The organism is Azospirillum brasilense (assembly GCF_008365405.1).
Taxonomy (GTDB): Bacteria; Pseudomonadota; Alphaproteobacteria; order Azospirillales; family Azospirillaceae; genus Azospirillum; species Azospirillum brasilense_D.
The window spans coordinates 49,244-69,225 of sequence record NZ_QOKV01000021.1; the positions used below are offsets into that span (position 1 = coordinate 49,244).

At 68.0% G+C, this 19,982-nt stretch carries 16 protein-coding genes; 8 read left to right on the top strand and 8 right to left on the bottom strand.

The window, feature by feature from the left end; all coding sequences use genetic code 11:
- Window positions 1-20 precede the first annotated feature (20 nt).
- The 3 genes from DS837_RS25190 (at window position 21) to DS837_RS25200 (ending at window position 3,198) form a co-directional block, all read left to right on the top strand.
- On the top strand, window positions 21-1,004 hold the full coding sequence (locus DS837_RS25190) for an NAD-dependent epimerase/dehydratase family protein (RefSeq protein WP_149167242.1): 984 nt from the start codon (window positions 21-23) through the stop codon (window positions 1,002-1,004).
- Window positions 1,005-1,084: 80 nt separating this feature from the next.
- A complete protein-coding gene (locus tag DS837_RS25195) occupies window positions 1,085-2,521 on the top strand; it encodes a UDP-glucose dehydrogenase family protein (RefSeq protein ID WP_149167296.1) in 1,437 nt (478 codons plus the stop codon).
- 176 nt (window positions 2,522-2,697) lie between these two features.
- On the top strand, window positions 2,698-3,198 hold the full coding sequence (locus DS837_RS25200) for a helix-turn-helix domain-containing protein (protein ID WP_247890126.1): 501 nt from the start codon (window positions 2,698-2,700) through the stop codon (window positions 3,196-3,198).
- On the opposite strand, the gene DS837_RS25205 is transcribed toward DS837_RS25200, so the two are convergent.
- Window positions 3,155-3,937 carry a response regulator transcription factor gene (locus DS837_RS25205; protein ID WP_149167244.1) on the bottom strand — a complete coding sequence of 261 codons (783 nt, stop codon included), beginning with the start codon at window positions 3,935-3,937 and terminating at the stop codon, window positions 3,155-3,157. The two genes, DS837_RS25200 and DS837_RS25205, sit on opposite strands and share 44 nt — an antisense overlap.
- Window positions 3,938-4,646: 709 nt before the next feature.
- Between DS837_RS25205 and DS837_RS25210 the strand changes: the two genes are divergently transcribed.
- Window positions 4,647-5,417: a response regulator transcription factor gene (locus DS837_RS25210; RefSeq protein ID WP_149167245.1), complete on the top strand. Its 771-nt coding sequence runs from the start codon at window positions 4,647-4,649 to the stop codon at window positions 5,415-5,417.
- Between the two features lie 60 nt (window positions 5,418-5,477).
- On the opposite strand, the gene DS837_RS25215 is transcribed toward DS837_RS25210, so the two are convergent.
- A complete protein-coding gene (locus DS837_RS25215) occupies window positions 5,478-6,350 on the bottom strand; it encodes a response regulator transcription factor (protein WP_149167246.1) in 873 nt (290 codons plus the stop codon).
- Between the two features lie 353 nt (window positions 6,351-6,703).
- Entirely contained in the window at window positions 6,704-8,209 is a 1,506-nt protein-coding gene (locus tag DS837_RS25220; RefSeq protein ID WP_247890127.1) for a right-handed parallel beta-helix repeat-containing protein, read from the bottom strand.
- 185 nt (window positions 8,210-8,394) lie between these two features.
- Between DS837_RS25220 and DS837_RS25225 the strand changes: the two genes are divergently transcribed.
- Complete coding sequence (locus DS837_RS25225) at window positions 8,395-10,191, top strand: glycoside hydrolase family 15 protein (RefSeq protein WP_149167247.1); 1,797 nt, start codon at window positions 8,395-8,397, stop codon at window positions 10,189-10,191.
- Between the two features lie 58 nt (window positions 10,192-10,249).
- Here the strand turns inward: DS837_RS25225 and DS837_RS25230 are convergent, their stop codons facing one another.
- A complete protein-coding gene (locus tag DS837_RS25230) occupies window positions 10,250-11,515 on the bottom strand; it encodes a BON domain-containing protein (RefSeq protein ID WP_149167248.1) in 1,266 nt (421 codons plus the stop codon).
- 544 nt (window positions 11,516-12,059) lie between these two features.
- Here DS837_RS25230 and DS837_RS25235 point away from each other — a divergent pair.
- Both DS837_RS25235 and DS837_RS25240 read left to right on the top strand, forming a co-directional pair.
- Complete coding sequence (locus DS837_RS25235; RefSeq protein ID WP_247890128.1) at window positions 12,060-13,670, top strand: ribonuclease J; 1,611 nt, start codon at window positions 12,060-12,062, stop codon at window positions 13,668-13,670.
- A gap of 125 nt (window positions 13,671-13,795) precedes the next feature.
- Entirely contained in the window at window positions 13,796-14,125 is a 330-nt protein-coding gene (locus tag DS837_RS25240; protein ID WP_149167249.1) for a hypothetical protein, read from the top strand.
- A 27-nt stretch (window positions 14,126-14,152) separates the two neighbouring features.
- Here the strand turns inward: DS837_RS25240 and DS837_RS25245 are convergent, their stop codons facing one another.
- Window positions 14,153-14,482, bottom strand: a complete 330-nt coding sequence (locus DS837_RS25245; RefSeq protein WP_149167250.1) for a hypothetical protein — start codon at window positions 14,480-14,482, stop codon at window positions 14,153-14,155.
- 147 nt (window positions 14,483-14,629) lie between these two features.
- Here DS837_RS25245 and DS837_RS25250 point away from each other — a divergent pair, with 147 nt between their 5' ends.
- Entirely contained in the window at window positions 14,630-15,244 is a 615-nt protein-coding gene (locus DS837_RS25250) for a class I SAM-dependent methyltransferase (RefSeq protein WP_149167251.1), read from the top strand.
- 25 nt (window positions 15,245-15,269) lie between these two features.
- Here DS837_RS25250 and DS837_RS25255 read toward each other — a convergent pair whose 3' ends face one another.
- The 3 genes from DS837_RS25255 to DS837_RS25265 form a co-directional block, all read right to left on the bottom strand.
- The gene (locus DS837_RS25255) at window positions 15,270-16,235 is read right to left on the bottom strand and encodes a hypothetical protein (protein WP_149167252.1); all 966 of its coding nucleotides are present in this window, start codon (window positions 16,233-16,235) and stop codon (window positions 15,270-15,272) included.
- A 157-nt stretch (window positions 16,236-16,392) separates the two neighbouring features.
- Window positions 16,393-16,581, bottom strand: a complete 189-nt coding sequence (locus tag DS837_RS25260; protein WP_149167253.1) for a hypothetical protein — start codon at window positions 16,579-16,581, stop codon at window positions 16,393-16,395.
- A 158-nt stretch (window positions 16,582-16,739) separates the two neighbouring features.
- Window positions 16,740-19,805 carry a PAS domain-containing protein gene (locus DS837_RS25265; RefSeq protein WP_149167254.1) on the bottom strand — a complete coding sequence of 1,022 codons (3,066 nt, stop codon included), beginning with the start codon at window positions 19,803-19,805 and terminating at the stop codon, window positions 16,740-16,742.
- Between the last annotated feature and the right edge of the window lie 177 nt (window positions 19,806-19,982).

Consider the following 19,982-nt stretch of genomic DNA (forward strand, 5'->3'; position numbering starts at 1 on the left):
CCCGTGCGGTGGAGGAACCAATGGACGTTCTTGTAACGGGCGGGGCCGGATTCATCGGCTCCCACATCACGCACCGCCTCGTGTCGCTCGGCCACCGGGTGACGGTGATCGACAACGAATCCACCGGGCTGCGCTCCAACGTGCCGGCGGAGGTGCGCTACATCCGCGGCGACGTCACCAACCCCGCCGATCTCGACACGGCGTTCGAGGAGGTGCCCGACGCGGTGATCCACATCGCCGGGCAGGTGTCGATCATCCGCGCCTTCAGCAACCCGGTCGGCGACCTGCGCACCAACGTGGAAGGGACGGTGAATGTCCTTCAGCAATGCGTGGAGCGCGGGGTGAAGCGCCTGCTCTACGCCAGCTCGATGAGCGCCTACGGCAACGCCGCGGTGGTGCCGACGCCGGAGGACACGCCCTGCTCCCCGGTGTCCTACTACGGGGTGACGAAGTACGCGGGTGAGCGCTACGTCCATCTGACGGCGGCGCGGCCCGACCTGCCGGGCGGTCTGGCCGTCACCTCCTTCCGCATGTACAACGTCTACGGACCGCGGCAGGCGGTGGACAACCCCTATCAGGGGGTGCTGGGTATCTTCCTGGGCAACATCATCCGCGGCGAGCCGATCCGCATTTACGGCGACGGCAAGCAGACCCGCGACTTCGTCTTCATCGACGACGTGGTGGATGCCTGGGTCGGCGCGCTCGACAACCCGGCCAGCCACGGGAAGATCTTTAACCTCGGCAGCGGGCGGCAGACGAGCATCAGCGAACTGGCCGACCTCGCGCTGGGGGCGCTCGGTCGGACGCGGGCGGACCATCCCGTGCTCTACCACCCCGAACGTCCGGGCGAGCAGCGCAGCGTGCAGGCGGACGTGACCTACGCCGGGTCGGTGCTCGGCTGGACGCCGCGCACGCGGCTGGAGCAGGGGCTGGCGGAAACCGTGCGCTGGGCTCTGCGTGAGAGCGGGCAAGCGAACGGCATGGCGGAGCGCGCCGTGGCCTGAAGGTCATTTTTCGAGCCGGCCAACTTTCGAGCCGGCCAGGGATGGCTTCGGCAACGCCATCAAGCAACAGGAGTGGAATGATGCGGATCGCTGTTGTGGGGACCGGCTATGTCGGTCTCGTGTCCGGCGCCTGCTTTGCCGAATTCGGCATCGACGTGTGCTGTGTGGACAAGGACGAAACGAAAATTCGGCGCCTGAGGGGCGGCGAAATTCCCATCTACGAGCCCGGCCTCGACGTCCTTGTGGCGCGCAACATGGCGGCGGACCGTCTGTCCTTCACCTCCGACCTCGCGGTCGCCATGGAGGGGGCCGACGTGGTGCTGATCGCGGTCGGCACCCCCTCCCGTCCCGGCGACGGCGGGGCCGACCTGACCTACGTCCACGCCGCGGCGGCGGAGATCGCGCGGACCATGTCCCGCTACACGGTCATCGTGACAAAATCGACGGTACCGGTCGGCACCGGGCGCCAGATCGCCGCGCTGGTCCGCGACATCAACCCGCGCGCCGAGTTCGACGTGGTGTCCAACCCGGAATTCCTGCGCGAAGGCTCGGCCATCGGCGATTTCATGCAACCCGACCGCGTGGTGATCGGCGCCGACTCCGAGCGGGCGCAGGCGGTGATGGACGCCCTCTACCAGCCGCTGATCCGCGCCGGGACGCCCTTCGTGCGCACCGGCATCGAGACGGCTGAGCTGACGAAATACTCGGCGAACGCCTTTCTGGCCTTCAAGATCACCTTCATCAACGAGGTCGCCGACCTGTGCGAACGGGTGGGGGCCGACGTGCAGGACGTGGCGGAGGGCATGGGGATGGACGGACGCATCGGGCGCCCGTTCCTGAACGCCGGGCCGGGCTTCGGCGGCTCCTGCTTCCCCAAGGACACCGAGGCGCTGGTGCGCACCGGGCGGCAGCATGGCGCGCCGGTCCGGCTGATCGAAACGGTGGTGGACGTGAACCGGGCGCGCAAGCGGCTGATGGCCGGGCGGATCCTTCAGGCCTGCGGGCCGGAAGCGGCGGGCAAGCGGATCGCCGTGCTGGGCATCACCTTCAAGCCCGACACCAACGACATGCGCGAGGCGGCGAGCCTGGAGATCATCCCGCTGCTTCAGGAGGCAGGCGCCACGGTCCATGTCTACGACCCCGCCGGCATGGACGAGGGGCGCCATCTGCTGCCCGGCGTGGTCTGGCATGACGACGCCTACGCCCCGCTCGCGGAGGCCGACTGCGTCGCCATCCTGACGGAATGGAACGAGTTCCGCGCGCTGGATCTGGGCCGCGTCCGCAGCCTGATGCGCCGCCCGGTGATGGTCGATCTGCGCAACGTCTACGCTCCGGCGGCCATGGCGGCGGCGGGATTCCACTATTGCTCCGTCGGACGGCGTGACGTGCGGCCCGACGCGGCGAAGCGGCGCAAGGCGGCGGAGGCCATGCTCCTCAGCAATGGCTTCGCGGCGGACTCCTGCGTCCTGCCCTTCTCCGGTCAGCTTGCGGCGGCCGCCTCAGACTTGGCTGACTGACGCGGGCGCGACGCCCGCGGACCCCGGTCACGCACCGGCGTCCTGAACGGGCCGTCCCCGCCCCGGCGACTGCTTGGCGGTGATGGCCCGGTGTGGGGGCCGGCTGGGATCTCCCGATTCCGAAAGACGCAGCCATGATTGGCTTGGACGCGCTGGCCGGCAACCGACGAGACCTCATGCCCCGTGTGCCCCCCGGCGCACGGGGCGGTGCCCGTTCTCCCCATCCGGACGGACGGACCGGCGGGCGGGCGCCGATCACGGTTCTGCTGATCGACGACCGTTCGCTGTTCGGCGAAAGCCTCGCCGCCGCCATCAACGCTTTTGCGCCGGACGTGGCGGTCAACCACCGGCGCAGCGCCACGGCGCTGGCGGACCTTCCCGCCGCTCTGCGCGGAACCGATGTGGTTCTTGTGAGCATTGGGCGCGCCGACCCGGCGAAAGGCGGCATCGCCCAGCTTCTGGACGCGCTGTCGGGCGGCGGCCCCCATCCTCCCGTCGCCGTCCTGGCCGACCGGCCCGGTCCGGCGGTGACCGCCGCCGCGGCGCGCCTCGGCCTGCGCGGGGTGTTGAGCGGCCGGATGCCGCTGGCCGAGGTGATCGCCGCCTTGCGGCTCATCCACGGCGGCGGTACGGTCAGTCCCGATCCCGGCCCCTTTCCAGGCTCCGATCCCGGCTGAGCGCTTGCGGACCGGCCGGTTCGGCCGATTGCCAGGCCTTGCGCACGGCCTCGGCGCGGTTGGAGGCGCCCAGCGCCCGCAGGATGCCGCGGACATGGACCTTCGCCGTGTTCTCGCTGATTCCCAACTCCTGCGCGATGACGCGGTTCGATTTCCCTTCGCGAAGCCGTTGCAGCACGCCACGCTGACGCGCGGTCAGCGCCGCTCCGCCGGATGTCATGGGCGGGTCGTCCTCCATGGCCTCGCGGCGCGGCAGCAGGCGGTGGAGGAAGGGAGAGGGGAAGAAGGTGCCGCCGCCAGCCACCAGACGGACCGCCTCCTGGGCGACGGCGAGGCCGACGCTGGTCGGCAGGCATCCTCGCACGCCCAGCCGGCTGGCTTCCAGCGGCAGGTCCTCCTCCCCGTCGGACAGGATGACCAGCGGCGTGCCGCCAAAGGCTCCGGCGAGGTCGCGCAACGTCGCCAGGACGCTGCCGTTTGGCGGGGTCAGGCTGACGACGTTGCACAGCACGACGGCGGGAGGGGGACCTCCGGCGAGCATCGCCTTCGCCTCGTCCAGCGACGCCGCGGTCCGCATGGTCAGGGACGGGTCGCGCAGGCTGAGGCCGGCGGACAGGCATTCGCGGGTCAGCGGGGTTTCATCCAGAAGAAGGGCTGCGATGCCCCGGCGCCCGTTCACCGCTTCCGGGCCGCGTGCGGCGGCGCGGGGCGATGGAACCGGCTTCCCGCTCGATGCCATGAAGGATGTCTCCCGACCCGTTTTCCCAGTCTGATGCTGCGCTGCACACATGTGGCCGTCAACGTCAATCCTGCGTGGAAGTAACCATGTCGGACTTTGCCTTTACCCCCTATTTGATGTGTTTCCGCTGGAGTTCCGTGTCTTCCGGAGAGGTCTCGGTCATCGCCATCCGGAAGCGCAATGTCTTGGCCTTGTCGTCTTACCATTGGTCAGGGCGTACCGATCCCTGACTTGTGCCATTTGGGGCTGTTCTTTCGGTCGCAAAGCAGAAGGCGGTGCGCGGCGGCTTTGCCCGTGCCGGCTGTGGGATGAGGCGGAACAGGCGTTCAGGGCCGCGTCCATCCTCACAAAGGCGTACGGCGTCGGCCAAACACGGTCCGATGGGCGCCGGAATGGGTACGGAACAAAACGCCGACCCGCTACAACCTTGCATCGAAGTGCGTATTTACCGGGCGCGCTGTTCTGGTAACGTTGAAAACATCAAATGCAAACCGCGCAAGCATTCCTGATGATCTTCCAACACAAACAATCCATGTGGTCGGCAGGGAAAGGCGCTGAAAATGAAGAAAGTGAAATCCTTCCGAGTATCCGCGAGCGGACGCACTCACCCGAAAATTGAAAATTCTCTCACCGGCGGTGGCGGGCAAAGGCTCGCCGCCATGGTCTGACAAGGTGAGAAGACTTGGTGTTTGATCGAAAGGGGGAGCGGATGACGACGGAAATCAAGCAGAAAGTAAGGATCGCCCCAGGGATCGCCTCAGGGATCGCCCCAGGGATCGACGTGGTCCTGGTGGACCCGAACAGCCTGACTCGGGATTGCTTTTCGCTCGGCCTCGGCACGCTGTGCCAGGACATGACCGTGCGGTCGGTGGCCTCGCTGAAGGACGCCGCCGGTATCCTGGCGCGGGACGGGCGGACGGAGGTCGTGTTGTGCAACATCGGTGCGCAGATGGGGCTGAACGACGTGCTGTGCGCGGCCATCCGTGACGCCGTATCGGCCTGTCTGCCGGTGCCCCTGGTGATCATCTCGGACCGCGACGATGGCGGGATGATCCTGGAGAGCCTGCGCCTCGGCGTGCGCGGCTACATCGTGCCCAGCCTCGGGCTGGGGGTCATGCTGGAGGCGATCCGGCTGGTCGCCGCCGGCGGCACGTTCGTGCCGGCCACGTCGCTGCAATCGCTGATCGCGCCGGCGCCGGGCGGCGTTGCGGTTCCGCAGACCCCGCCGCCGGGCGCCGCCGTGCCGGTGACCGACCGGATCGGCGGACTGACTCCGCGGGAAATGGCCGTGCTGACCTGCATGCGCGAGGGCAAGTCGAACAAGCTCATCGCCTACATGCTGGGCATGTGCGAGAACACCGCCAAGGCCCATGTGCGCAATGTGCTGAAGAAGCTGGGTGCCACCAACCGGACGGAAGCCGCCTTCATGGCGCACGCCCATCTGTCCCGTGGCGCGGTGCTGGAGACGAACCAGCCCTGATCGATCAGTGCCGTGACGGAACGGTGCGGGACCCACCCGCACCGTTCCTGCGCGTTGCGCTCAATTCTCCTCACGCATGACGCGGCACACCGCTTCCGTCCGGTTGGTGGCGCCGAGCCGCCGCAGGATGTTCCGCACATGCACTTTGACAGTGCTTTCCCGCATGCCCAACTCGTGGGCGATGACCTTGTTCGGCTTGCCCTCCTGAAGGCATTCCAGGACGGCGAGCTGGCGCGGGGTCAGTTGGGCCAGGTGTGGCTTGCCGTTGACCACGGGCACCGGGACGGATAACGCCGCGTGCAGCGCCGGATCCGTCACCGTGCCCTGGCCCAGGATCAACCGGTGCAGGATGGTTGCCGGAACGAAGATACCGCCCGCGGCGACCAGCCGGATCGCCTCCAGCGCCATGGCCAGGCCGACGGTCGTGGAGATGTAGCCGTGCGCGCCCTGGCGGATGGCCTCCAGCGCGGTCGCCGTCTCGTCGGAATCCGACAGCATGATCAGCGGGATGCCGTCCAGCACATCCAGAAGCTCGGCCAGCCTCGGCCGGAAATCCGGATCGGAGGCGAGCCGCCCGCTGAAATTGGCCAGCGCGACGTCCGGTGAATCGTCCCGTCGCACCACGCTTTCCAGGTCGGCCAGGGATGCCGCCGTCAAAACCCGAACCCCCCGTCCGCACAGGTTCAGGCTGGTGGACAGGCTTTCCCGCGTCAGCGGCGTTTCGTCGTGCAGGATGGCCGTGACGATCTGACCCTCCCCCAAGGGCCGCGCCCCCCCGGACATCCGGTAATAGGACCCGAACGAACCGGGGTCGTTCATCGGGGCGGCGGTCAAGCGAGTGGCCGCCAGGATGTGATTGGACGTGAAGGATGTGGCCGATGGGGCGTGGCGGAAGGCGTTGGGCAGGCGCTCTCCGTCTTTGCACGGCAACATACAAAATCTCCCTCAGCCACACGCCATGGACACGCCCACCCGTGGAACCGCCCGGGATCGCCGCCAACGTCGCCGCCGATATCACCGGAGCGAAGACTTTGGCCCTATTCGATCAAATGAACCGGATCAAGCGGGAAGGCGATGCTGCAAGAGGTCTGTGCGACCGCTTGGGGCCTATAACATAGCAACCAATTTTGACCGTCAATCGCAAACAAGAACGTAATACTGTGCGCAGATATCCGCAAAGTACCCCCAAATTAGTAATTTTTTCAAAGCTGTAACAGTAATCTTGAAACCTTTGCTTGTCGGGACAAGCGATCTCTATTCTCAGGGAGGAATGGACGGAGGGTGTTTCATCGCGTTGTATCGGTGTGGACCACGGAGGGGCAGGTCAGCGCCATCTTCTGGGGAATGCCGAGGTGGACGACGCTTCCCGTCTCCTGTCCCTGGGCGCGGATGGCGTTCCAGTCGGCCTCCGCGTCGTTCCAGAACCAGACGCGCTCTCCCGGATCCGCCAGATGATAGCGGTTGCCGTAAAGCCGGTTGCCGGCGGCGACCACCGCGTTGTCGGCGTCGACGTCGGTGACGGCGCCGACGCGCGCGTTGGCGTTGCGGATGACGATGCGGTTGTCGAAGATCTCGTTGCCGACGGCGGGGGTGTAGGGCGCGCGGTCCTGGGACACCACCGTCACCGCGTTGCCGTAGCCGCCCGGCACATCGACGTCGTTGCCGTAGACCTTCACGCCCTGGGCGCTGGAAATCAGGATCTGGGCGCCCCAGAACCAGCCCTGGCCGCGCTGCCCGTTGTCGGCGACCCGGTTGTTGCGGATCACCCCGTCGTAGCTGATCTCGTAGGTGATGCCGTTGTCGGCGTTGCCGAAGACCAGATTGTCCTCGATCACCAGCCGGTGCACGTCGATGTCGGCCCAGATCCCGGCGCCCACATTGTCGTGGACGCAGTTGCCGCGGATGATCCCGCCGCCTCCGGATTCGGTGACCTTGCCGCCGCCGCCCTCCCAATGGAAATCGACGCCGGCGTAGCCGTTGCGGGCGATCTCGTTGCCGGCGATCAGGAAATCCGTCCCCGACCCGGAAAAGCCGGCGTGGCCGTTGTCGAGGATGCGGTTGTCGAGGATGCGGCTGCCGTTGCCGGCGTTGACGCCGACGCCATGGTTCAGGCGCAGGACGGTGTTCCGGACGGTCCAGCCAGGGCCGAACTCCGCGTCCACGGCGGCGGCCTGGATGGGGGCGGCGTATTTCTCGATGGTCAGCGCCTGGATGACGACGCCCGACGCCGTGCCGCCGAAGGCGCGGGGGATGACGCTGGTTTCCACGGTCCGACCGGTGGGATCGTCGCCGATCACGATTTCGTCGGCGTCGTAGTCGAAGAACCAGCGCCCTGGACCGACGGCGGACCGGCTGCCGACATGGAGCATCGGCGCGTCGTCGATGAACAGATCCTCCGGGCGGGCGCAGCGGGGAAAGCCGGAGCGGCAGAACTCCGCTGCGTTGACCCGGCCCTCCTGCGTCTGCCCGCGGGCCACCCAGACGGGGCCGCGTCGGACGAAGGCGGTGAGCCGTCGCGCTCCGCTCAGCACCGCGCCGGGGGCGCCCTCGAACAGGTTGCGGTCCTTCGGCACGATGGAGTGCAGGCGGTGGACACCGGCTTCCAGCCGGAAGCGCGTGCCAGGGGGATGGCGGTCCACCGCCGCCTGGATGTCGGCGCCGGGCCGCAGGGAGACGGTGGGAGGTTCCACTCCCGCCGCCGTCAGCGGAAGGCCGGCAAGAAGGAGGACCGCCGCCGCGAGGCGGGCAGGGCGGGGGGCATGCCGCCGGGACTTGGCGCGTCCGGATTCCATGGTGGCCTCGATGCATCGTCCTGCGGTGACGGGGCGGCGGGCGAAAACGCTACCACGCGGGTCCGCCTGCCAGAATCGTCAAACCGGATGATCGACCTTCGTCGGCGTCGGGTCTTGACCAGAGGGAACCGGAGCGGTCACCGGCCGTTGCCCAAAGGCACCCCCCAATCGTTCGAGAGCGTGCCATGGCCTCCCGCATCGAGGATTACGCCCTTCTGGGAGACTGCGAGACCGCAGCCCTTCTGTCCGCCGAAGGTTCCATCGACTGGCTGTGTTGGCCGCGCTTCGATTCCGATGCCTGCTTCGCAGCCCTGCTGGGCACGCCCGAGAACGGGCGCTGGCTGCTGCGCCCGAGCGATCCCGACGCCCGCACGACCCGGCGTTACCGCGGCGACAGCCTGATCCTGGAAACGGATTTCGAGACGGCGGAGGGTGCCGTCACCATGATCGACTTCATGCCGCCGCGCGGCGAGGCGTCCGACATCGTGCGCATCCTGCGCGGGCGGCGCGGGCGCGTCGCCATGCGGATGGACCTGACGCTGCGCTTCGGCTACGGGCACGTCGTGCCGTGGGTGACGCGGATCGGCCCGCACACCCTGCGCGCCATCGCCGGGCCGGACATGGTCGTCCTGCACACCAGCGCCCCGATCCACGGCGAGGATCTGAGCACCGTCGCCGACTTCACCGTCGCGGAGGGCGAGAGCGTCAGCTTCGTGATGACCTATTGCCCCTCGCACTTGCCGCTGCCGCAACCGGTCGATGCCGAACAGGCGCTGGCGGAAACCGACCATTTCTGGCAGGAGTGGAGCGGGCGTTGCGCCTACAGCGGCCCTTGGCGGGACGCGGTGATGCGCTCGCTGGTCACGCTGAAGGCGCTGACCTACCGCCCCACCGGCGGCATCGTCGCGGCGCCGACGACCTCCCTTCCCGAACAGCTCGGCGGGGTGCGGAACTGGGACTACCGCTATTGCTGGCTGCGCGACGCCACCCTCACCCTGCTGGCGCTGATGAACGCCGGCTATCTGCAGGAGGCGCGCGACTGGCGCGACTGGGGTTTGCGCACCATCGCCGGCAGCCCGCAGCAGATCCAGATCATGTACGGCATCGCTGGGGAGCGCCGCCTGCTGGAATGGGAAGTGCCCTGGTTGCCGGGCTACGAGGGGGCGAGCCCGGTCCGCGTCGGCAACGCCGCGGCCCCCCAGCTCCAGCTCGACGTCTATGGCGAGATGATGGACGCGGCGCATCAGGCGCGGATGCGCGGCATCGAGATCCAGCCGGAAGCCTGGCACGTGCAGTGCGCCTTGCTCGACCACATGGAATCGGTGTGGGACCAGCCCGACGAGGGCATTTGGGAGGTGCGCGGCGGGGCGCGGCATTTCACCCATTCCAAGGTGATGGCCTGGGTCGCCGTGGACCGCATGGTGAAGAGCGCGGAAAAGTTCGGCCTGGATGCGCCACTTGACCGCTGGAAGGCGCTGCGGCAGGCCATATGCGAGGACGTTTGCGCCAACGGCTATTCGAAGGAGCGGAACAGTTTCGTCCAATATTACGGAGCCAGCCACGTCGACGCGGCGCTGCTGATGTTGCCGATGCTCGGCTTCCTGCCGGTGGACGATCCCCGCATCCGGGGCACCATCGCCGCCATCGAACAGGAACTGATGCAGGATGGCCTCGTCATGCGCTACCGGACGGAAAGGACCGACGACGGGCTTCCCGACGGGGAGGGGGTGTTCCTGGCCTGCTCCTTCTGGCTGGCCGACGTCTATGTGCTGCAAGGGCGTCAGGCGGAGGCCGAGGAGTTGTTCAACAGGCTGCTCGCCCTGCGCAACGATCTGGGCCTGCTGTCGGAGGAGTACGACACGACGGCGAAGCGGCTGGTCGGCAACTTCCCGCAGGCCTTCTCGCACATCGCGCTCATCAACACCGCCTTCAACCTGACCCGTGCGGAGAAGCCGGCGGAGCAGCGCAAGGACGGGGACTGACGGCGGACAAGGAAAACCCCTCCCGCCGACGGGGGCGGGAGGGGCGTGTTTGGCACGGTCAGCGGCTGGTGCTGCCCGTGGTGGTGCCGGTGGTGCTGGTGCGGCTGGTGCTGTCCGTCGTTCCGCTCATCCCAGTGCCGGACATGCCGGTGCCGGACGTGCCGGAGGTTCCGGAGGAGCTTGTTCCGGACCCGCTCATCCCCGTGCCGCTCATCCCCGTGTTCGATGACCCGGTGGTGCCGAGCCCGGCCATGGCCGATGCTCCGGCGGTGGTGCCGGTGCCGCCGAACGTCCGCTCGCGGACGCGCAGGTTGTTCTGCACGTGGCGGACGCCGGAGATGGTCTCGGCCATGTCTTCGGCGCGGCGTTTGGTCCGGCGGTCGTCCACGCTGCCGCTCAACGTGACCTCGCAATTGCTGACGGTCACGTCGATCTCCGACGCGTCGATGTAGGGATCGTCGGTCAGGCGGTCGTTCACATCCTCTCGGATGCGGTCATCGGAGCGGGTATAGCCGCGCGGGCCGCGCCCCCGGTGGTGCTGGGCGCCGGGATCGTCGTTGCGGGCGTCCATGCGGCGGCGGCGTTCCGCGTCCTCGTCGCCGAACCAGGAGGCCATCTCGTCGCCCGCCCGCTCGAAGAATCCGCGCTCCTCGTTGCGGCCGTAGCCGCTGCCGCCGCCATAGCCCATCCGGCCATAGTCGCGGTTGCCGTAGTCCCGGCTGCTGTAGTCACGATTCCCGGTGCCGCGCGACCCGTAATCCATGCCGCCATAGTCGCGGCTGCCGTAATCACGGCCGCCATAGGCTCCGCTGCCGTAATCGGAACGCCCGAAGCCGCCGCGGTAGCCGAAGTCCTGGCCGTAGTCGCCACGGTCCTCATAGCTCTGACGATCCTCGCGGGAGCGCCAGTCGCGTTGGCCCTGGCCGTAGGAACCGCGGGCCCCGTAATCGCGGCCGTAGTCGCGACTGCCGGAGCCTTGACCATAGGAGCCCTGACCATAGGACCCCTGGCCGTAATCGCCCCGGCCTTCCTGCTGGCGCCAATAGTCGCGGCCGTAGTCGAAGCCTTCGCGGCCCTGGCCCTCATAGCCGTATCCGGGCTGGCGGCCGCCGCCACCCATCATGCCGGAGCGGCCGGACTGGCCCGACCCGGATTGGCCCCAATTCGATTGACCGAACTCGTCACGGCCACGGTTCTGGCCACGGTTCTGGTATGAACCGGCGCTCCACTCACGGCCTTCGCCGCGCTCGCGGTCGCGCTCCCACCGGTCGTCGTCGCGGCGGGTGCCCTGGTCGTTCCTCCACCTGGATTCATAGTCGGACATGGGATACTCCCCATTTGGACGGTGCCCGTTCACCGGGCGTCCGCAAACAACAGGGGAGGCGGCGAAGGATCGCGGACCGGCGGTGGCTTTGCCATGCCATTGGTCACGTCTTTGCCATGCGCCCCGCACAGGCCAGCCAACCGGAGCGCCCTCGGGAGGCCGCGAGCGCCCGCAATTCCAGCATTCTTGCGCTCGGCCGGCGCGTCGCGTGGAGGCCGCGGGGAATCAGGCGAAGGCGCCCCCTTGAACGCCGCGGCGAAGGAAACATATGTGCAACATCGCCGGCGGATGGCCGTAACCTTCGGGTGACCGACCGGCGAACCCCCTTCCGGGTCGTGATTCAGCGGTTGACCGGCGTCGCCATCTGGATTACTGGCTCGAACACTGCTCTCCCTGGCCGGTTCGGCCGGCTGCCTCGACCCATCCCCATGGTCCTGGCGCTGCCGATGGCCGGGGAGACCCCCGAGATCCGCATCGACACGCGATGCACGCCCGTCCGGCAGCGTTGAATGCCGGCTGAGATGTTGTGAAGCAAGAAGGACGTATGACGTTTGATAACAAGCGCCGCCGCGCGGCGCCCAAGGGCGGCAACCGCCCGAACTCGAATTTTGGCGGCAACCGCCCGAACACGATTGTTGGCGATGTGCGCAGCGGCAAGTCCGGCGGCCCGCGTTTCCAGAAGAACCAAAACCCCAAGCCCTACGAGCGCCCGAAGGCAACCCGCCCGCCGGGTGCGCCGGTTCCCGGCCCGGTGCCGGGCAACGACGAAATTCTGTTCATCCCGCTCGGCGGCTGCTCGCGCATCGGCATGAACATGGCCCTCTACGGCCATGCCGGGAAATGGCTGATCGTGGACGCCGGCGTCGCCTTCATGGGCGACGAGGCGCCGGGCGTCGACAGCCTGATGGCAGACCCCTCCTTCATCGAGGAGCGGATGGACGAGGTGGTCGGGCTGGTCGTCACCCACGCTCACGAAGACCATATCGGCGCCATTCACCACCTGTGGCCGGGGCTGGAATGCCCGATCTACGCGACTCCCTTCGCCGCGCACGTGATCCGTGAACGGCTGAAGGAGTCCGGCGGCCTGCGCCACGCCCGCATCCGGGTGTTCGAGCCGGGCGCCTCCTTCGAAATCGGTCCCTTCGGCATCGAGACCATCACCGTCACCCACTCGATCCCCGAGCCGGTGTCGGTGGCGATCCACACCAAGGCCGGCACGGTCCTGCACACCGGCGACTGGAAGTTCGACCCGCACCCGCTGGTCGGGCCGACCATGGACCTGGACGCGCTGAAGCGTCTGGGCGACCGCGGCGTCCTGGCGATGATGTGCGACAGCACCAACGCCAACGTCGACGGCACCACGGGGTCGGAGGCGGACGCCCGCGCCGGCTTGATCGAGGCCTTCGCCGGACGCAAGGGCGCCATCGCGGTGACCGGCTTCGCGTCCAACGTCGCCCGCATGCAGGCGGTGGCCGAGGCCGCGGCCGCCCACGACCGCAAGGTGGTGCTGGTCGGCCGGTCGATGCTGCGCATGGAGAAGGCGGCCCGCGCCAGCGGGTACCTGGAGAAGGCTCCGGAGTTCATCTCCATCATGGAGGCCTCCTGGACGCCGCGCCGGAATCTCGTGTTCCTGTGCACCGGCAGCCAGGGCGAGGAGCGGGCGGCGCTCAGCCGGCTGGCCCGCGACGGCCACCGCGAGCTGTGGCTGGAAAGCGGCGACACGGTGATCTTCTCCGCCCGCGCCATCCCCGGCAATGAGGTGGTGCTGGCCGACGTGCAGGACCATCTGAAGGCCAAGGGCGTGACGGTGGTGACTCCCGCCGACGCGCCGGTGCATGTGTCGGGCCACCCGAAGCGGGACGACCTGATCCGCATGTACGACCTGATCCGCCCGCGCTTCGCCGTGCCGGTGCACGGCACCATCGAGCATCTGGAGGCCCACGCCCGTCTCGCCCGCGCCTGCGGCGTGGAGCGGGCTCTGGTTCCGGAGGACGGCGACATCCTGCGGATCGCGCGGGAAGGCACTGCGGTGATCGGCCATATGGAGGCCAAGCGCCTCGCCAACACCGGGCGGGAACTGATCCCCTGGACGGGCCTGCCCGTTGCGGAGGATGCGGAGGCCCTGGCCGAAGCCATGGAATCGATGGCCGCCTGACGCGGCCATCCTTTCCCACCGTCACGTTTCATAGGGCCACGAATCACCAGAAGGGGGACACCCGCCCTCCGTTCGCGCGCACCAGGGGCCGGCTCACGGCCCTGTTTTTTCTTGGAGAGTTGCCCATGGCTGGCTATCCCGCCGACCGGCTTTCCTTTCCCGACATCCTCGACCCGGTGCTGGAAGCGCCGGACGGGGACGACACCGCCCTCGATCGCGCCATCAACGAGGTGGCCGAGGCGCTGGCCGACAGCGGGACCCTGATCGTCGATGCCCTGGGCCAGGCGGCCTACGGCGTGACCGACGAGGAGGCCGTCCTCGGCCTGATCGACACCTACATCCGCGTCCTCCTGCATCTCGGCGAGGTGGAGGAGGCGGCGGACATGGGCGAAGTGATCGAGCGCATCCAGAATTTCCAGCGCCGCCGCAAGCGCCGCGGTTCGCGCGCCTCCTGATTCCGCCCTTCTCTCAGAACCCTTCTCTCAAACTGGCGGGACGGTTCCGCCGCTCAGCCAGCGGGTCGCCAGGGCGCGCAGCCGCGCGGTCTGCTGCCGCTGGCGGTAGACCGACACGGCGTAGCCGATCCCAATGAAGCCGACGATCACCACCCAGAAGCCGAACAGGTAGCGCCAGTCCGCCCCCGCGGTCAGCAGAACCAGCAGGACCAGCGTCACCACCCCTGCCACCACCCCGCCGATGATGCGCATCCGCAGGAAGGCGGCCTCGTCGCTCTGTTCGAAATCCTCGGCCAGCGCCTGGATTTCCAGTCCGGCCTGACGGCGGGCCTCCGCCGCCGGGTTCAGCGCATCCATGCCATCTCCATTCAGTTTGTCGGGCTTTGGAGCCCAGGCGCGATGATCCGTCACATTCGCCTGCTATGAAAGGAAGAACAGGCGAAACGCGCTTCCGGCCCTCCGCGCTCACGGTGCGAGCCGGCCGCTTCGGAGGAGTCTCCAACCATGCAGACCGGCTATGTGCGCACTTACGAACGCATCGCCCCGCTCTACGACGCGCTGGATTTCGGTTATGAGGTGATGTGGAAGCGGCGCCTGCGGCGAAGCACCTTCCGTGGCCTGTCCGGGCGCATCCTCGACGCCGGTGCGGGCACTGGCTGCAACATTCCCTTCTACCCCGCCGCCGCCCGCGTGACCGCGGTGGACGCCAGCCCGGCCATGCTGGCCCGCGCCGCCAGGCGGGCGGACAGGCTGAGGCGGGCGGTGGAGTTCCGGGTGATGGATCTGGCCGCCACCGGATTCCCCGACGGCCATTTCGACCATGTGGTGGCGACCTTCGTCTTCTGCGTCCTGCCGGAGGAGCTTCAGGTGCCGGTGCTGGGCGAGATGCGGCGCATCCTGAAGCCGGAGGGGACGCTGCGCATCCTCGACTACACCCAGTCGGAGCGCTCGCCGGCCCGGTTGTGGATGCGCGTGGTGTCACCCTGGCTGAGCTTCGCCTTTGGCGCCCGCTACACCGCCGGCTACGAGGCCCATCTGCCGCAGGCCGGCATGGGGGCGGTGGACAGCCGCTTCGTGTTGGGCGACTGCGTGAAGCTGGTGGAGGCCCGCGCGGGCTGAGCCGTCGGGCCTTTCCCTCGGCCGGTCAGCCGGCGCGCCGCTGCTCGTGCGCCGGGCCGCCGCCGAAATGGTCGAGCGCCTGGGCGAGCGCGTCGTCGAACACCTCCGCCTTCTCGGTGAAATAGTCGAAGTAGCCGTAATGGCGGCGCAGCGGCAGCTCGCTCAGCGAGCGGATGCGGTAGGCCGGGTCGTTCAGCGTGCCGCGCTCCATCAGCTCGATCACCCGGCGCAGCCGCGCGACCTCCGCCTTGTAGGAGTTGGCGAACCACTGACGGATCTTCCAGTTCTCCACCTCCAACTGGTTGCGCGGCACCGGCCCGATCCAGGAGACGGGGAAGGGAGCGGCCACCGTCACCTCGTCGAAGCCATGCAGCTCCGACAGGATGATGCTGCGGTGATAGGCACCGTCGATCAGCCCGCCGGGGGCCTCCTCGAAGCCGTAGAGATACAGCCAGAGGGCGCTTTCCACCGCTTCCGCGGTGATGTCCTCAAGCCCGACCTCCCCGGCCATCAGGCGCCGGGCGGCGGGGTTGCCGTGAAGCAGTCCGTTGCCGGAGCGGAAATCATAGGTGTTGAAGACGACGCCGACCTCGGCCTCGTTCAGGGTGCGGGCGATCTCGGCCACGGTGTCGCGGTCGCGCACCGGGGCGTATTGGCGGGCCGGCATCAGCCGCTCCAGCACCGCCGAGGGCGACAGCGGAACATCCAGCCAGCGCCGCGCGTGCTCGCCCAGCACCGGGCGGAACACGCCCTTGTGCCCGAACATGGCGGTCTGCCAGGCCTGGAGCAGCCCACCGGACGCCCCCTTGTGTTCGAGAAGCAGGCGGCGCACGTCCTCGCCGCGCAGCCAGGCGGCCAGCACGACGATCTGCCCGGAGGTCACCGTGAACAGGTCGGGCATCCGCTCCAGGCGGTCGAGCGCCGTCAGCACGCCCGCGCCGTGCAGGTTGAACCCACCGAAGCCGCCCAGGGCGACCGCTCGTTTCTGCATGTCAAAGACTCCAACCAATGAACAACCGGCCCGCGCGGCGCCGCTGTCGCGGACCGCCGCCGGGCAAGACCAGCAGCCGCGCCTTTGCAGACGGGTCTGCCGGGCGCGGCGTGGCGTTACTGCCGATGTGTCAGGGAAAAATGCGGCCCGTCCGGCGTCAGCCGGCGGCCCGGCCGCCATTCAGGCGGCGGGGATCAAGATCGGCCGTCCGCCCTTTCAGAAACGCGGCCAGCCGGCCCAGCAGGGACCGGAGATGGTCGGCACGCATCCGCGCGGCCTTGCGGCGGATGATCTGCAGGTCGCGTTCGGAGGGAAGGGCGGAAGCGAAGTGCGAAGGCGTGTTCATAAGGGACCTCCTCAAAGGAATGAGAAGGCGTCTCCCCCTCGGGAAAGGGCTTATCGTTATGTTGCAGTGCACAATATGGGGCAGCGCCACTGCCCCGTCAAGGCGGGTCCGCTTTTTGTCCGCCGTGTCCGCTGTACAGTCCCTGGCCGGGAGGGGGCTCAGTCGCCGGTCCGGCTCAACGGATCGTGGTTCAGAAGATCCTGGATGGCGCGTTGAAGCTGCCTCGGTGTGACCGGCTTGCGCACCACGGCCAGCCCGAGCGCCGCCGCGTCGCGGTCGCAGTCGGTGCCGATCTCGCCGGTCAGGATGATCGCCGGAACCGGCGATCCGACCAGCCCGCGGATTTGCGCGATGGCCTCCGTTCCGATCCGGCCGTTGCGCAGCCGGTAATCGGCGATGATCAGGTCCGGGCGGCGGTCCAATCCGCGCAGTCGCTCCAGCGCCTGTTCCGCGGAGCCGGCGACGGCCACCTCGTATCCCCATTCCTGGAAGATGGTCCGCAGACCCATCAGGACGATCACGTCGTCCTCGACCAGAACGGCCAGCCGGCCGTCGCCGGTCGGGGTGGTTTCGGCTTCCGGAGCGGGTAGGGGGACGGCTGGAGCGGTGGCGCGCGGCGCCTCGATGGCGAAGACCGAGCCATGGCCCGGTTCGGAGCGAACCGATACCGGATGGTTCAGCAGCCGGGACAGCCGCTTCACGATGGCCAGCCCCAGGCCGAGCCCCTGGCTGCGGTCGCGTTCCGGGTTGCCGACCTGATGGAACTCTTCGAAAACTTTGGTTTGTTGCTCCGCCGAGATGCCGATGCCGCTGTCCTGCACGGTGATGCGGACCGTGCCGTTCCGGGCTTGGCAGGACACGCGGACAAAGCCCGCCTCGGTGTAGCGGATGGCGTTCTCCACCAGATTGCGGAGCATCCGGCCGAGCAGCAGCCGGTCGCTGCGCACCGCCAGATCGGGAGCGGGTTGGACGACTGAGAACTCCAGCCCTTTGCTGGCGGCGATGGGGACGTAGGCGGCCTCGATCTCCTCCAGCATCGGGCACAGGGGCACGGTGCCGATCTGCGGGGTGATGACGCCGGCATCCAAGCGGGACACGTCGAGCAGACTGTCGAGAAGGTTCTTCAGCGTCTCCAGCGCGCGTTCCAGCGAGGCCAGCGGGGGGCGCCCCTTGTCGGGGTCGACATGATGGTGGAGGACCCCGGCGAACAGCAGGGCGGATTGCAGCGGCTGCCGCAAGTCGTGGCTGGCCGCGGCCAGGAACTTCGACTTGGAGATGTTGGCATCGTCGGCCTTGGCCTTGGCGTCGCGCAGGGCCTCCTCCATCGCCTTGCGCCCGGTGATGTCGATGTTCAACCCGCAGAGCCGGACCAGACGACCATTCTCGTAGACGGGGCGCCCGATCGCCATGATCCAGCGCACCCCGTCGCGCGGATGGAGGATGCGGAACTCCCCGCGGTAGTCGGAGCGCCGGGCCTCCAGCACGTCCTTCGTGAACCGGCGCACCGAGTCCCGATCCGCCGGGTGCACCAGCGCGAAGAAGCTGTCCTCGCCGGGCTTGAAGCTGTCCGGAGTGACGCCGTACAGCCGGTACATCCCATCCGACCAAGCCAGCGTGCGGTCGCGCTGATCGAAATCCCAGATCCCGGCCTCCGATGCCGCCAGCGCGATGGTCAGCCGCTCCTCGCTGCGGCGCAGCGCCTCCTCCAGCGCCTTGCGCTCGGTGATGTCGAGGTTCAGGCCGCTGAAATGCAGCGGTGTGCCGTCCGGACCATAATTGACGCGCCCGATCGACGATACCCAGCGGACGGCGCCGCCCGGTTGGACGATCCGGTATTCCAGCTGGACGTAGGTCTGCTGTTTGGAGAGGATGTCCGATTGCGCCTTCAGGGTGGCGATGTCGAAGTCGTCGGGGTGGACCACCGACCGCCACACGGCGCTCGTCGATTCGTGCACGGCGGGATCGAGGCCGAAGATGCGGTAGGTTTCCTCCGACCAATGCCCCTTGTTGGTCGTCAGATCCCAATCGAAGGAGCCCGCCATGGCCGATTCCAGGGCGAGGCTCAGCCGGTCCTTGCTCTTGCGCAGATCGTCCTCGGCCTGACGGCGCCGGGTGATGTCGAGAAGATAGACCGACATGCCGTCAGCGCTGGGAAAGGCCCGCATCCAGAACCAACGCCCGGTGCGCATGCCTCGGAACTCGGCGTCGGTGGGCACCTGCTCGACCATCGCCTGATGAGCCTTGTGCCACAGCGGCGTGTCGACCAGCTCCGGAAAGGCATCCCACAGCGATCGTCCGCGCAGGTCGCGGCCCTGGGCGATCAGGGTGACCGCCTTGTCGTTCAGGGAGGTGAAGCGCCAATCGCGGTCCAGTTCGATCACGCCATCCACCGTGCTTCCGAGCACCGCCGCCATGCGCAACGCGTTGCTGCGCGCCAGCTCATGCGCGCGCAGGAAGCGCCACAGGCTCCAGCCGGCGGTCAGCCCGGCGAACAGGAAAAGCCCGGCGAAGATCATGAGCGTGCGCCGGGCCGCCGCGTTGACCGGCCGCATGGATTCGTCCTTGTCCAGGCTGACATGGACGTAGAGGTTGGGGACGCCGGCGGCCAGCGGCGACACCGCCGTGATCCGCATCCGGCCCTCCGGCCCGGGCGTTTCGACCACACGCCGCTCGCCCCGTTCCAGCAGAGCCTGATAGGGCGTGTGCAGCGGCCGGCCGACGGTGTCCGGCGTTTCGGGCTGGTGCGCCAGGACGATGCCGGAGCGGTCGGCGATCACCACCTCCGCGTTGTCCGGCAGACTCTTCTCGCGAAGGAACAGATTCAGCCAAGTGGTGTCGAGGAGCACCGTCGCCACCCCGGCCGGAACTCCGTTCTCGTCCTTGTAGGCGAGAGCGAAGGGAATGGAGGGGCGCCCCGTGGTGCGGGAGGTCAGGGTGGCCCCGTTGGTCTGTTCTCCGGTGGTCAGTGCCTCCTGCCAATAGCTGCGGTCGGCGACCGACAGGCCACGTGCCCGAGGTTCGGTGGAGCACCAGATGGTTCCGGACCGGTTGCTGATGCTCACCGCCAGATATGGGGGAAACTTTGCCTTGATCCGAAGAAGCGTATCCTGGCAGGCCGCCGGGGAAAGCCGCCCCATGCCCATCTCGGTAAGAGCAACCAAAACGTGTTCGATGTCGTCGGCGATGCGCTTCTGTTCGGACTCGACCTGATCCAAAAGCTGCATTGACTCCAGGCGGATTTCTGTTTCCCGCGACTTGCGCAATTCAAGGATGTTGTACACCTCGAAGGCGATCAGCGGTAACGCAACCAAAAGGAAAAGAATCGACAACCGACGCGCCGACCATCCAGGCCGCTGGTCCGGCTCGTTGGTCTTCACCCGTATCTCCTTACTCCACCCTTC